The 13,843-nt window shown below is 42.3% G+C and carries 12 protein-coding genes, 2 tRNA genes, 1 pseudogene and 1 other annotated feature; of the genes and pseudogenes, 14 read left to right on the plus strand and 1 reads right to left on the minus strand.

The window, feature by feature from the left end; translation table 11 throughout:
• Positions 1 to 78: 78 nt before the first annotated feature.
• Positions 79 to 759 (plus strand): lytic transglycosylase domain-containing protein, encoded by a 681-nt coding sequence (locus tag DTOX_RS24740; RefSeq protein WP_278184574.1) that lies wholly within the window; start codon positions 79 to 81, stop codon positions 757 to 759.
• Between the two features lie 12 nt (positions 760 to 771).
• Here DTOX_RS24740 and DTOX_RS06705 read toward each other — a convergent pair whose 3' ends face one another.
• Positions 772 to 1,929: a hypothetical protein gene (locus tag DTOX_RS06705; protein WP_015756972.1), complete on the minus strand. Its 1,158-nt coding sequence runs from the start codon at positions 1,927 to 1,929 to the stop codon at positions 772 to 774.
• Between the two features lie 800 nt (positions 1,930 to 2,729).
• Between DTOX_RS06705 and DTOX_RS25265 the strand changes: the two are divergent.
• The 13 genes and pseudogenes from DTOX_RS25265 to DTOX_RS21345 all read left to right on the plus strand — a co-directional run.
• Positions 2,730 to 3,023: pseudogene (locus DTOX_RS25265) on the plus strand (winged helix-turn-helix domain-containing protein); the annotation flags it as partial.
• A gap of 85 nt (positions 3,024 to 3,108) precedes the next feature.
• Positions 3,109 to 3,372, plus strand: coding sequence for a DUF3243 domain-containing protein (locus DTOX_RS06715; protein ID WP_015756974.1), 264 nt, complete (start codon positions 3,109 to 3,111; stop codon positions 3,370 to 3,372).
• Between the two features lie 239 nt (positions 3,373 to 3,611).
• Positions 3,612 to 3,788: a hypothetical protein gene (locus DTOX_RS23625; protein ID WP_169306029.1), complete on the plus strand. Its 177-nt coding sequence runs from the start codon at positions 3,612 to 3,614 to the stop codon at positions 3,786 to 3,788.
• Positions 3,789 to 3,860: 72 nt separating this feature from the next.
• Positions 3,861 to 4,133 (plus strand) — a binding site (T-box leader).
• Between the two features lie 141 nt (positions 4,134 to 4,274).
• Complete coding sequence (locus DTOX_RS06720) at positions 4,275 to 4,688, plus strand: PaaI family thioesterase (RefSeq protein ID WP_015756975.1); 414 nt, start codon at positions 4,275 to 4,277, stop codon at positions 4,686 to 4,688.
• A 33-nt stretch (positions 4,689 to 4,721) separates the two neighbouring features.
• Positions 4,722 to 6,026 carry a phenylacetate--CoA ligase family protein gene (locus DTOX_RS06725; RefSeq protein ID WP_015756976.1) on the plus strand — a complete coding sequence of 435 codons (1,305 nt, stop codon included), beginning with the start codon at positions 4,722 to 4,724 and terminating at the stop codon, positions 6,024 to 6,026.
• A gap of 9 nt (positions 6,027 to 6,035) precedes the next feature.
• Positions 6,036 to 7,658 carry a DNA methyltransferase gene (locus DTOX_RS06730; RefSeq protein WP_015756977.1) on the plus strand — a complete coding sequence of 541 codons (1,623 nt, stop codon included), beginning with the start codon at positions 6,036 to 6,038 and terminating at the stop codon, positions 7,656 to 7,658.
• Positions 7,649 to 8,026 (plus strand): DUF3307 domain-containing protein, encoded by a 378-nt coding sequence (locus tag DTOX_RS06735; protein ID WP_015756978.1) that lies wholly within the window; start codon positions 7,649 to 7,651, stop codon positions 8,024 to 8,026. The genes DTOX_RS06730 and DTOX_RS06735 overlap by 10 nt, the downstream gene beginning before the upstream one ends.
• Positions 8,027 to 8,181: 155 nt before the next feature.
• Positions 8,182 to 8,258 (plus strand) — tRNA-Asp (locus tag DTOX_RS06740).
• Between the two features lie 11 nt (positions 8,259 to 8,269).
• Positions 8,270 to 8,344, plus strand: a tRNA-Gly gene (locus DTOX_RS06745).
• A 74-nt stretch (positions 8,345 to 8,418) separates the two neighbouring features.
• Positions 8,419 to 9,402: a DNA double-strand break repair nuclease NurA gene (locus DTOX_RS06750; protein ID WP_015756979.1), complete on the plus strand. Its 984-nt coding sequence runs from the start codon at positions 8,419 to 8,421 to the stop codon at positions 9,400 to 9,402.
• A 16-nt stretch (positions 9,403 to 9,418) separates the two neighbouring features.
• Positions 9,419 to 11,239 carry an ATP-binding protein gene (locus DTOX_RS06755; RefSeq protein WP_015756980.1) on the plus strand — a complete coding sequence of 607 codons (1,821 nt, stop codon included), beginning with the start codon at positions 9,419 to 9,421 and terminating at the stop codon, positions 11,237 to 11,239.
• A gap of 14 nt (positions 11,240 to 11,253) precedes the next feature.
• Positions 11,254 to 12,228 (plus strand): metallophosphoesterase family protein, encoded by a 975-nt coding sequence (locus DTOX_RS06760; RefSeq protein ID WP_015756981.1) that lies wholly within the window; start codon positions 11,254 to 11,256, stop codon positions 12,226 to 12,228.
• 27 nt (positions 12,229 to 12,255) lie between these two features.
• Positions 12,256 to 13,836 carry an AAA family ATPase gene (locus DTOX_RS21345; RefSeq protein ID WP_015756982.1) on the plus strand — a complete coding sequence of 527 codons (1,581 nt, stop codon included), beginning with the start codon at positions 12,256 to 12,258 and terminating at the stop codon, positions 13,834 to 13,836.
• Positions 13,837 to 13,843: the final 7 nt, after the last annotated feature.

A 13,843-nucleotide genomic window follows, 5' to 3' on the forward strand; every position in this document is an offset into this window, starting at 1 on the left:
ATTAAGTTAGCATTCTTCATATAGGGGGGTATTGTTATATATATTGGCATATTGATGAAATTGCTTAGCCTGGATGCTATGAATCAGGCCTTAAATAACTCCTCTTCTGTTGATTCCCAGGCGAATAAAAAGGATTTTGAAATTATGCTGGCCAGGGCTATGCTTGAAAAAGCAGATCTAAACAGTGTTTTAAATTATGGAACGTTAACATCACCCAATAATTGCTCCTTAAACCGCTCTGTAACTGTGGATCGTTTGCCCTTTGAGCAGACAGCACAGGCAGAAAATAATATAAAACCGGACTGTGTAAAAGCAACATCTGATCTTGCTGTTCCACAGGAATATTTACCCTCCGACAAAAGGTATGACTCTTTGATTGTGGTTGCAGCAGGCAAATATAAAATTAACCCGGCTCTTCTCAAGGGGTTGATTAAAGCGGAGTCGGATTTTGATGAGGCTGCCCGTTCACGTGCAGGTGCCCTTGGTTTGACCCAGTTGATGCCTTCTACAGCCCGCTCACTGGGTGTAAACCCGCTTAAGCCGGAAGAGGCGATAGAGGGTGGGGCTAAATATCTAAGCCAGATGCTTAACCGCTATAATGGTGATCAGGCTCTGGCTTTAGCCGCGTACAATGCCGGTCCCGGTAATGTGGATAAATACGGGGGAATACCTCCTTTTAGAGAAACAATTCATTACGTTAAAAAGGTTACACAGAATGCGGATAATTACAGCAGTGATTTTGGAAACCCGGTTACCTGAACCGGGTTCCGCTCAAAGTTTTATATCTTTAATATTAATACTATTTTGTTCATTAATATCAGGCAAACTTATATCCAGCTTTTTGACAACAGTTGTACTCGCTCCTTTAAAAATTATACTTCCTCCGTTGGGAAAAACAGGGCTTTTCTCAATACCGCAATCAAAATCTAAAATAGTATTATATTCAGGGGGGTTATTTTTTATAGAAAGAGAAAATTTATTAAGATTAATTACCTGATTAAAGCTTAACCAGGCCTGGTTAATATTTGTTTTTACATCACTGAGATTATTATTGCTAATAACTTCTATTATCTCCTTTTCAATTCTCTTGTTCTCCATTGAATTGCCGTCAAATGTTGTCTGACTGATTAATCCGGCAAATGTCCTACTGTTGTTCCAAACTTTTTCAACCAGGCTGAGGCTAATTTCCTTTAAACCTGGTTGGGTAAAACTCAGGCTAAACCATCCTTCACTGTCTTGTGAAAAGTATTTTTGCGGTACAGATTTTAAGATAAACTCTGTTAACTGTTCAACAGCAGCCTGCTGCCCGGTTTTGTTGGGATTATTAAAAGTGTTCTCCAGTCTGTTCCACAATATATGTATATAATCTTTGGTTTCCTCGTCTGTATATATGTACTCAGGCAGTTTAGGCTTTTGTTTTTCAGGTACTATTACTTGATATAATTCTAAAAAACCAAGAGTGTTTAATATAAGTTGATCGCCTGTCAGATAAGCTTTTAACCTGTACCGGTGATGCAAATAGTCAATAGACAAATCAACAGTCATTTTACGGGGTTTAAAGCTTAACTTTCCGTTATAGAAAATTTTAGTGCCGCTTATATCCGGCGCTTTCATCATATATTTTCCTTTTATATATGAAGCAGCCAAATTTAAATTATATTTTTCAATATCCATGTGACCAAAAATTTCTGCCTGGTCAATAGCCAAAGGCTTATCAGAAATTGTTTTAATGTACTTGTACTTCGGATTATTTGTTATAAGAATTCCGGCCAGAAGCATGGTCAAGCAAATTATAATCAGCAGCAATACTACAGGCTTAACTTTAAATATTAGAGATTTTTTATGCTCGGATGATTTAATTTCCTCACGATTATTCGTTGGTTCATCTTTCCTTTTGGTTAGCTGTTCTTGCTCATCATCACTTGGCAATTCTTTAGTCACCTTCTTTATTTAAGATTTACAAGAAAATATATGCTGCCGGGCAAGATTACTTTCCTATAAATCTTGTTTATATTAGTTACGGTTCCAAATACAAATATTATAAAAATTATTGCAAAATTGAATGAATAACAAAGGAATATTGAAAACAATGTCAAATTATAAACTAAGCAGGCATAAAGCCAAATTGTAGGAATATTCAGTGAAGTAGATCTCTGTGTTCAATAATAGAGAAAGGAGGAAGATCAGCTATGTTCAATAAATCTCTCCTTGTACAAATTGACTTAATGAAAATAATTTATGATTTAGAGGATTGCATTGCTGTAGTAACTGATAAATTAGGTAAAATTCTGACTGTTAGCAAAAAAGCTGAGAAGGTATTTCCCAACTGGGTAGACAACTACTTAATTAACTATATAGTTTATGATAATAGAAGATTTTTGGAATTGTTTAAAAAACTGGAGGAAAAAACTTGTGTTTTTAACTGGGAGATGTTTTTTTCTTTTGCCGGAAATCTTAGCTACCTGGAGATTACTGTAATAAAACTAACAGAGTACTATCTGTTGCTGGCTAATGAAAACTCAACAAAAATAGAATATATAGATAGAATAACCACATTGACCGGTGAAATTAATATCTTAAATCAAAAATTGAGCGGCAGAAACGTTAAAAATATTGTTAGTCCAGTTAATACCGGCAGTCCTAAAGAAAACTTAATGATAGCTATGAGTGCGGAAAGAATAAACCTGACCCCACATTTGTCGGATATAAACATTACTAAGAAGATAGTTTATCCTGACTTTGAAATATGTGCGGTAACGAGAAAAGTAACTGTCAATGAAAAGAACGTGCGTTTGACTTCTCGTGAATTCGAGCTTCTCTGGTTAATGGCATCTCACCCTAATCAAATTTTTACCAGAAACAACCTGCTAACCACCATATGGGAAGCCGATAGCGCAGGTGATGATAATACAGTAACAGTACATATTAGAAGGCTCAGAAAAAAAATTGAAGTAAACCCCAATAAACCCAGATATATTAAAACAGTTTGGGGTGTAGGCTATCGTTTTGAACTATATATATAACCAAATATTTTTTGCTGTAACCTCCGGATTGCTTGTATAAGGAACAAGTTAGAAGAAAAAGCTACCTTTAAGGAGGTGAAGCAGAATGGAAATAGATGTGTCTTGGAACGGATGGAAAAAAATGTTGGGCAGAGCTGTTGATGCCGTTGAATCAATTGGCGCATCAGAAGATACTATTGACAGTGCTGCTTATCATGTGGGAAACTTTTTATCTAAAAATGTTGATCCCGCTAACCGGGAACAGTGTCTTTTGAAAGAAATGTGGGATGAAGCCGGCAGTCAGGAACGCCGGGTTATTGCTTCAGTAGTAGTCAGACTGGCTGATAAAGAGGATAGAGGTAATCTATGAGCTTAATATTTGTAACCACCGCAGGGTGGTATTTTTTTATGCTCTGGGAAATAGCACGAGTGTCTGTGGCTACAAGAAATTCACTTAATGCGAATTTCTTGTGTTTTTAGAAAGGTATTTTTAATTTAACATAGAATTAATAATTTAACACATACTTAAAATATAGAATATAATGTATGGAGATAATTCAACCTGTGCTGTGTTGTTTTTAAGTAAGAAAAATTAGGGAGGTCATATTTTTGCACTGCAAAGACTGTAAGTATTTTAAAAAGTGGTACTCCTTTAATACTGCGTTTTGCGAAAAATTAAACCAATCAATTGATTGCGATTCGAGACCCTGTGATGAGTTTGTTTCCCGTATTTTGCAGTCAGATGAATGGGGGCAATCTCTCACCAACCGCTGTGGCTGCGATTAAGAAGGGAAGAACAAAAAAATATTGACGCGAATCTAATGAAATGTTAACATATCTCAAAAGATAAAAAATATCATAAAAACTATGATGGAGAAAAGTAGGACGGTTTTCGATCTTTCAGGGAGGGGTTAGCCGTGACTGTAAGCAGCCCTAAGCATTCACCGTTTGAAGTTCGCTCCTGAGTTATCAGGCTGAAACACCTGCAAGTAGGCCTGATCGGAAACTTTCACCGTTAAAAGAAGATGGTATCGGAAATATTTTTTTCGGTTACTTATAGAGTTGTCTGCCGGATCTAAGACGCAGATTAATATGGGTGGTACCGCGAAAGACAGAACTTTCGTCCCGTAGTTTATACTACGGGATTTTTTTGTACTCTGGGAAATTATGCTTATGATAAATTTGCGGTTAAGTCAATGTTTGCTGCAAGTGCAAATTTATGTTCCATGAGCAAGATTAGTGTTATTTAGAAGTTGAAAGGAGTGAATTATTTTGTCAAATATTGATAATATAGAACAGTTTAAAAACAAAATTATTTCCGGAGATCTTTTCCCTAAACATTTAGGTATTGAATTTCTTGAAATAAAACCCGGTTATGCGAGTGTGAGCCTGGAAATAAAAGAACATATGGTCAATTTTCACGGTATTACCCATGGAGGAATTGTATTGACTCTGGCTGATACTGCTTTAGGTATAGCCAGCAACTCTTACGGCAGGCCGGCTGTTGCTTTAAATTTCAGTATGAATTTCATCAAGAAGACTGTTCCCGGACAGACAATAACTGCAACCGCGGAGGAAATTAACCGAACCTACCGTACAGCCCTGTACAGAGTCACGGTTAGAGATGAGTCAGGTGAGCAAATAGCTGTAGTTGATGGGTTGGTCTATGTAAAGGATAAAAAATAAATAGAGAATATATTTACCAGGGAGTGTAGTGAGATGAAGTATTGGGATCAAAAAAACGAGACAATGTCCGGGGAAGAGCTGGCGGCCCTTCAATTGGAAAGGTTAAAGAACCTGGCAGTCAGGCTGTATGAGAATGTTCCTTTTTACAAACAGTCTTTTGATCAGACTGGCATAAAACCGGCCGATATCAAATCTATGGAAGATTTAAAATACCTGCCTTTTACCACTAAGCAGGATTTGCGCGATAATTACCCCTTTGGCATGTTTGCTGTTCCTATGCAGGACGTTGTAAGAGTACATGCATCCTCAGGGACAACAGGCAAACCTACCGTTGTCGGTTACACAAAAAATGATCTAACCATCTGGGCGGATTTGGTGGCACGGGCTTTAACCATGGCAGGAGCTACCAGGACAGACCTGGTGCAGAATGCTTATGGCTATGGATTTTTTACCGGGGGACTGGGCGTACATTACGGTACTGAGCGTATCGGGGCCACTATAGTTCCTATTTCAGGCGGCAATAGCTCCAGACAGCTCATGATTATGCAGGATTTTAAAACTACCATCTTGACCTGTACACCAAGCTATGCACTGCACCTGGCAGAGGCTGCCTGTGAAGCCGGTATTGATTTAAAAACTCTGCCCCTGAAAGCCGGTGTTTTCGGTGCGGAACCCTGGACAAATCAGATGCGCAACCAATTGGAGGAATTATATGGTATTATGGCTCTGGATATTTATGGATTAAGTGAAGTGCTGGGACCGGGAGTGGGCTGTGAATGTGCTGTGAAAGATGGCCTGCATATTTTTGAAGATCACTTCATTGTAGAAATCGTAGATCCGGAAACAGGAAAGCAAGTGCCTGACGGGGAAAGGGGTGAGTTGGTATTTACCACTTTGACCAAAGAGGCCCTGCCCATTATTCGCTACCGCACTAGGGATATTTCTGTGATTAGACGCGAACAATGCGCCTGTGGCCGTACACATGCCCGTATTGAGAGAATCACCGGCCGGACTGATGATATGCTGATTATCAGAGGTGTTAATGTGTTTCCTTCTCAAATTGAAAGCGTTCTGCTTGAATTTGGGGAAACAGAGCCTCATTATCAATTGGTAGTGGACAGAAAAGGCAGTCTGGATAATCTGGAGGTGTGGGTCGAACTTTCCAGCAGCATGTTCTCAGACAGGGTAAGATTTTTGGAAGATTTAGAACACAGGCTGAGACATAAAATTTTATCTGTATTGGGTATTTCCGCCCGCATCAAGCTGGTAGAGCCTCATACAATACCCAGAAGTGAAGGTAAGGCTAAGCGTATAGTAGACCGCAGAGAGCTTTCTTAGGGTAAAAACATGCCTCTTAGACCTATAGACTATCCAATTGAAGCCCAGACTCACCCGGCTCATTACTTGATGCATAAGTATTGGGCCAGGAAGCCCCATAATCTGGTTAACGCGTATATCAAACATTTCACCGGGCCGGGCGATTTAGTGCTGGATCCTTTTATGGGAAGCGGAGTAACAGTAATAGAAGCACTTAAGCTAAAACGTCGAGTATGCGGGGTTGATATAAACCCGGTAGCACATTTTATTGCCACAAATACAATTGTGCCTGTTTCACTGTCTGAACTGCAAGAAAACTATACATTATTGTCCGGTCATATTGCTCCGGTTATTAACAAGTTTTATTCGACCATCTGCATACACTGCGGAAAACCTGCCATTGCTGTTTCCTATCAATGGTTTAACGGAGAACCCAGAGAAGTAAGTTATAAATGCAGCTGCAGCTCCGGGAGAAAGTCCTTAACCAAAGCTTTTTCCACTGCCGATCAGGAGTTGTTGGAAGCTACTGAGAGAGATTTTGCCGAACTGGTTAATGTTTATGATATTTTGCTGCCTACAGGGGAATTACCCCAAAATAGTCAGATTAACGCTCCCGGTTACCGGGTCATAGATTTGTTTACCAGGCGCAATCTTTTGGTGCTGGCCATTTTAAAAAAATATATCGAAGAAATAGTCTCCGAAGATGTCAGAGAGCTTATGCGATTTATTTTTTCCGCTTCTTTAGTGCAAGCATCTAAAATGATATTGCATGCCAGGGGACAGGGCCCCGGGTGGAAGGTAATGGGATACTGGGTTCCGCTTGATAAAGGTTCCCAGGAGTTAAATGTTTGGCATTACTTTTCCAATAAATATAAGCGTGTTTTACGAGGCAAGACTGAAACCAATAAATTAATAAGCTCAACTGATTATTGCCTGCTTCAGCAGAGTTCTTCCGACTTGCCGCAACTGGCTGATAACAGTGTGGACTATATTTTTACCGATCCGCCTTATGGCGGTTCAGTACCTTACCTGGAGATGAGCGCACTCTGGGCAGCCTGGTTAGGTTTTTCCTTGAATTACCGGGAGGAGATTGTTGTCAGCAAAAATGAGACGTACAATAAATCCCTGGAAAACTACCGCCAAATGCTGTTGGCTGCTTTTTCGGAAATATATAAAAAACTTAAAAACGGTTCTTACATGTCTATAACCTTTCATAATAAGGATTTGCGTACCTGGAGGGCCCTGCTTTACAGTGTGCGGGAAGCAGGTTTTACGATGGTTAACCTGGTACACCAGCCTCAGGCCAAACTGTCTTCATCCCAGGGACTTTACCATAAAAAAAGAATCACCGGAGACTTTATCCTGAATTTTATTAAATCACCTTCAAAAAATATATTTAAACCGGCCGGGCTTAATTTTGAGGCAACAGTTCTCAGCAAAACAAGAGAACTGTTGACCGGGCAGAAAAAGGTTACCACTGACTTGGTCTACAGGGAGTTAGTGCCTTTATTTGCTAATACCGGCCTGTTGGACGAAGAAGAAGTACTGCAAAAGAATTTGGAGCAAATACTTAATAAACACTTTGAACAGGTTAGAGAGATAGAACAAACAGGAAATCGTGGTAAGGAGTTAGAGGTGTACACGTGGAAATAATAACCGGCAGCAATGAGGCTGCCCATGCCGCGTTAACAATATTATTTCATTTATCGCTAATATTTGCCGGTCACGTTGCGGGTGATGTTTTGCTGCAGATGAACAGGCTTTCCAAATTAAAGAGAAAACATCTTTGGGCACTGGGCTTGCACGTGTTTCTGTGGACTGCCATGATCTGTTTTGTGCTGCTATATTTAAAGATTTTTGCATTCTGGAAAATGCTTTTCCTTTATATTACTCATTTTATTATTGATTGGCTGAAATCTTTTTTTAAGCCTACTCCGGGCAGTTTAGGTGGATTAACCAAAGTAGATGTCGTGGACCAGTTGCTTCACCTGGCAACTCTGGGTCTGGTGTATTTTTTTTAGAAGAATCTTGAGGCTAAACCGGGGTTTCGTCTAAAGACTTGGTTTAGCCCTTGATTTGCTTCGGTTAGTATAATTTTTAGTCATTTAACTTTTTAAAACTGTTGACAGGAACTCATTTTTTTTATATACTAAAAAACGCAAGGAATATAATAGTTGGAGCTGTGGTGTAGTGGCCTAACATGCCGGCCTGTCACGCCGGAGATCGCGGGTTCGACCCCCGTCAGCTCCGCCATACATACACACGCGGAAGTAGCTCAGTGGTAGAGCATCGCCTTGCCAAGGCGAGGGTCGCGAGTTCGAATCTCGTCTTCCGCTCCATTTAAAAGCCGTAAAGCTGTTACTTACAAGTAGCAGCTTTTAATTTTATATCTTTTATCCGGGAGAGGATATTTTTGATTGCAACTAAGCTTAACGAAGAACTGAAAAAGATAAATGTTGAGCTTAAAAACCGCTTCACCGGTTTTTTGTCAAAAACTGAGCTGCGCCAAAAGCTGGCCGATAACCTGGGTAATTTAAAAGAACTGAGCAATCTTAACGCTGAAGAAATAGTAAAATGGACAGGTGGCCGCCCCGTGGCCGCGGTTGATGGCTCCGTAAATTCCGTTGGCTCAGTTTTTCCCTACATAATATATTTGTTGCAAGCCCAAGCCATGATCTCAGACAGCAAAAATGAGGTGCTGGCAGAAATATTTTCTCCCCTGGTGCCTGAGCATTACCTGCAGCTTTCTAATCTGGCGGAAGAATTGCAGACATTGCCCGAGCAAGCAGTAATGCAAAAAAAGGATCTTGTCCTGACTGAGTTGGAATTAGCCGCGGCCATCCGGGCTGTACAAACCTATCACCCATTTTTAATATTATTTGACGGGGGTTTTGCCAGGTTTGAAAGATATGCTTTTGCTGCCTGGCAGGAATACCAAAAGCTGGCCTTGGCCGGCGGAGTGCTGACAGTTGGAGTCATAGAGGAAGCAAAATCCTTCGGTCTGGCAACCGCCCTGGGTTTATCCGGCAGCAATCCGCAGGTTTATGACCGGGAACTATTATTTGGCCTGCTGCAGCCGGGCGAGGCTTTTTTGCCTGACTTTGGGAATGTAATAAAAAAGCGGGGTTATTATACTGCTTTTGCTCGTTTTTCTCAATCTCCTCAGGCTGTAGCCTGTGATTTTCTGGACGAGCAGCAGGGACAGGCAGAACAAATCATGAACTACCTCTATGCGATTACCCCTTCCGGCTCACGGGGCATACCACTGCTGCTGGATATCGTTGATGCAGAAATTAAAATCTCCCATAAGGAAATGGAGATGCTGGCAGAGGTATGCCTGGATTCTGATATCAGGGAAAAATACTTGATAGCTAACAGGAAACGACGAGATTTTTAAGCAGGCAGGTGAGAAGATGCAGGTTGTAGGTGTAACAACTCAGCAGGAGATATTTGTCGCCTCACGTGATAGAAAGTTTGAGATAAATGAAATTTTACTGATTGAAGACAGTGAGAGGAGCAACCCCTGCGGCGAAGTGGTGGAGACTCAGTCCTTTAACAGGTATATTCCCCTGTCCACCGAACATAATGCTATTGTCGATGAGAAGGTAATCCTTGCTTTAAAAGCAGTGGGCTATGAAATAGATAAAGAGGAAATAAACCTGGCCAAGCTGAGGATTATCGGTGAAATCAGCACGCCTGTAAGCGTCGGTTCCAAAGTCAGGCTGCCTGACTTCGGTGAAGTCAGTGATTTATTGCTTCAAGTGAAACCGCAGCAAGGACTGACTTTGGGAGAAATTAGGGGCACGGGCAGTCTTTTTTCCACAATGCCGGGAGAACTGCAAAAGGTCCTGGCCATGTATGAAGGAAACAGGGTTGCCTTGCAGAAATCGGTGCCTTTCGTATTTAATTATAAGGCTATGAATGAATATCCTCATATCGGTATTTTCGGCGGGTCGGGTTCGGGTAAATCCTTTGGGCTCCGGGTAGTAATTGAGGAATTTATGAAAAAGCCTGTTCCCGGCCTGGTTTTAGACCCTCATTATGAAATGGATTTTTCCAGAGATTTTCCTGGTCTGAAGCCGGAACAATGTTATAATTACCGTGACAGGTTTTTACTGTTTTCCGTAGGCCGTGAGGTCGGTGTCAACTTTGAGGACCTGGATACGGGTGCCTTAAAAGGTTTGCTGGGAGCGGGAGAGCAGCTTACGGAGGCAATGGACAACGCTGTAGGGGTTTTGCACAGCAGGAAGGATTCTTACACTTCTTTCAATTCAAAGATCAAATATATGATGCTGGCGCTGGAGGGAACCGAACCTGAGGGATTGGCAGGCGCGGAACGGAAAATATATGAGGCCATGCTAAAAATAAAAGACCGGGTCGGCCACCTGGCCACAGTAAGAGGTATTGCCTGGAGATTAAACAACCTCTTCCATGAGGGTCTTTTTGCCTCTAATACCAGACCGATTGAGGACGCCCTGATGGCCGGTAAAACAGCTGTGCTGAGAGGCCCGCTGAAACTCTTACAGATTTACGGTGCCTATGTCTTTGACCGTCTTTATAAAAAACGCAGAGATTACCGCGATGCCTGCCAGAAAGGGGAGTCAGGCGACTGGTTTCCGCCTTTTGTCATATATACGGACGAAGCTCACTCTTTTGCCATGAAAGGTGACCGGGACACTCTTTCCAAACGGGTGATTAAAACTATAGCCCAGGAAGGCCGCAAATACGGGGTTAATATTTGCCTGGCCACACAGAGGCCGGCTCTGCTGGATGACACGGTGACTGCTCAGTTGAATACCAAAATTATCTTTCGTACCGTGCGCTCCCATGATATAGATGTGATTAAGGAAGAAACTGATTTGGGCCCGGAGGAGAGCCGGCGGCTGCCTTATCTGAACTCGGGCAATGCCTTCATTTCCTCCGCCATTACCGGCCGGGCCATCCCCATCAGGTTCAGGTGTGCTTCTACGGTAAGCCCGCATGGGATCAATCCGTTTGACGAGCTGGCCGAGTATTTTAGCGATCATGAGCAAACCTTATGGTCGGCTGTACGCGAATTGCTCCCTATCGAAGAAGGTGGTGAGCATATTTTTCTACCCTTACTGGAGAAAAAACTGGGTAAAAATATTACGGCTCAAGAGATGTTTGCCTTAATGGAGAAGTACGTGGCGGAAGGTAAAATATTAAAGGAAAAGGCACTATTCGGCAATAAGTATTTGCTCTACAATAAATAAGGACGTGTTGGTTAATGAAGTTTCTCTACATGACTGATACCCATATCAGGGGCAACAGCCCGCAGGGACGGCTGGACAATTTTCCGGAAACACTGGCTCGAAAACTCAGTGAGGTTGTCCAACTGGCCAACCGGCTGGAAGTTGCAGCCCTGCTGCACGGGGGTGATTTGTTTGACACACCTAATCCAACCCTGGCTGTTACGGGTATTTTTACCGATATATTAAAGCAATGCCGCGCGCCGGTGATTGCTGTAGCCGGCAACCACGATCTTTTTGCTTACAACCCGGCAACACTGGGCCGTACTATGCTGGGCTTTCTGGCCAGGCTGGGCTTGCTTAAACTGCTGCAGCCGGGAGAAAGGCTTTACTTCAAATCACCTAATTTAACAGTTCAATTGACAGGGCAGCATTTTCATGCCGAGCTGGACAGGGAAGAACCCCGCCGGGGTTACCTGACAGACAAGAAAGACTGTGATTTGGCCGTTCATATGGTGCACGGCATGCTTTTGCAAAAAAATATATTCCCGGGAGCTTTGTATACTTTGATTGAGCATATAGCCCCTCATACCCAGGCTGACTTTACATTGTGCGGTCATGCACATCTGGGCTTTGCTGATACCAAAATAAACGAGCGCTATTTTATTAATCCCGGCGCCATGGTCAGGCTCAGCGCGATGCCGGAAGAGATTAGCCGCAGGCCTCAAGTTGTTTTGCTGGACTTTTCCTCTGCTGCAGCCAAATACAGCAAGATACCTTTACAATCTGCCCTGCCTGGCGAACAGGTGTTGGACAGATCACACATAGATGCTAAGGTTTTTCAGGAAGAAAAACTGGCCGCTTTTGTGCAAAGCATTAAAGCCGCGGGAGAATATGAAATCTCTGACATTAACGATATTGTCAACAATATAGCCGTCAGTAAAAAGCTGCCGGATGAGGTGAGAGAGGAAGCCTTAAAACGCCTGGCCGCAGTTCAGGAGACTTTAAGCTAAGAGTTTTTTGGGGTAGGTGGTATAAGCTTGTTTATTAAAAAAATCAGTCTGGAAAATTTTCAATCACATGCCAGCACGGAAATTGAATTGCCGCCCGGTCTGACTATCATTGTGGGCGAGTCTGACAGGGGCAAATCAGCTATAATCAGAGCCCTGCGTTGGGTTTTTGAAAATGAACCGAGCGGTACGGAGTTTATCCGGGCAGGCACCAGGTCCTGCCGGGTTTCAGTGGAGACAGATGAAGGAGTTGTCGTAACGAGAGAACGTACGCCAACCAGGAACCGTTATATTGTAAGATATGCCGACGGCAGGGAGGAAACCTTTGAAGGTTTCAGAAATGAAATACCGCAGGAAGTTATTGCCGCCCACGGCGTAACCAAAGCGAAACTGGACAATGACCTGGAGGTGTCTTTGAATATTGCTCCCCAGTTAGACGGGCCTTTTTTGTTGACTTCTCCCGGTTCTTTGAAAGCTAAGGCCATAGGCCGCTTATATAGAGTTCACCTGATTGACGCGGCTATCAGAGATGCCGCGCAGGATATTAGCAAACTAAGCAAAGAAAGCGCGCAGATAGAAAGCCGTTTAAGTGAGTTGGAGCAAAAGCTGGCGGAATTTGAGGATTTGCCGGATATTGAAGCCAGGCTGAAAAAAGCCGGCCGGCTAATGGAAAATATGAATAAACTTACGGAACGAAGAAACATGCTGCTGCAGGTGCAGTCTAAACTGAATTTGCTGTATAACGAGAAGGAGCAGCTTGCTTTGACTGCCGAAAAACTCGATCGGTTAGAACGGGCTTCCATGCTCTGTCAAACTGCTGAAAACTTAACCGGTAAAAAACAAGAACTTTCAGCGATCTGCCGGAAATTAAACACAACAACGGACCAATTGCGAGCAGTTCGTATAATGATAGAAGCTACAGCCAGGATAGAACAGGGTCAAGAGCAATTTGAGCTTTTAAGCAAAATATCGTTGACTAAAGCTGATTTGGCTGTTTATTACGGCAAGCTTAACAGGATAAAACCTGCCAGGCGGCTTCTTGCAGAAACTGTCCGGCAAACCGAGCCGGTGCCGGCCGCAATAAAACGCCGGCAATTGCTGGAGGACAGCGTTAATGTCTATAGCAGTTTGGATACTGTAAAAAAGAAATTAAAAGATTTAAAAAGCCGGCAAAAAGAATATCTGGCCGTAATGAACCAAACCGATAACCTTAAACTGGCATTTGTTAAGCGTGATCTGGTCAGCAAGATTGAGCAGAAATATATAGCTATGGTTAATATAAAACGCCTGTTGTCTGAACTCAAACAGGAAATAACAGCAGAAAATATTTTTGTAAACCGGACAGATCGCCTGTCGGCAATTCAAAAGCAGTATGAGCAGATATCAGAACTAACGAATAAGTTGTCTCAGCTAAAAAACTACCTGCTTCAGAACCAAAAGCTAAGGGAAAGGATTAAAAAGGGCCATGAGTTTTTGCAGCAAAGAGAGGCCGAAATACTCTTAGCTATTGAGGAATACAGCACTCAGCTGAAAGAATTAGGCCAGTGTCCCACCTGTTTCAGTAAGTTGGACCAGTTTACTATTGAGCATATTGTCTCGGAATTAAAATAAGGGGGCA

The organism is Desulfofarcimen acetoxidans DSM 771 (assembly GCF_000024205.1).
In the GTDB taxonomy this organism is placed as follows: Bacteria; Bacillota; Desulfotomaculia; order Desulfotomaculales; family Desulfofarciminaceae; genus Desulfofarcimen; species Desulfofarcimen acetoxidans.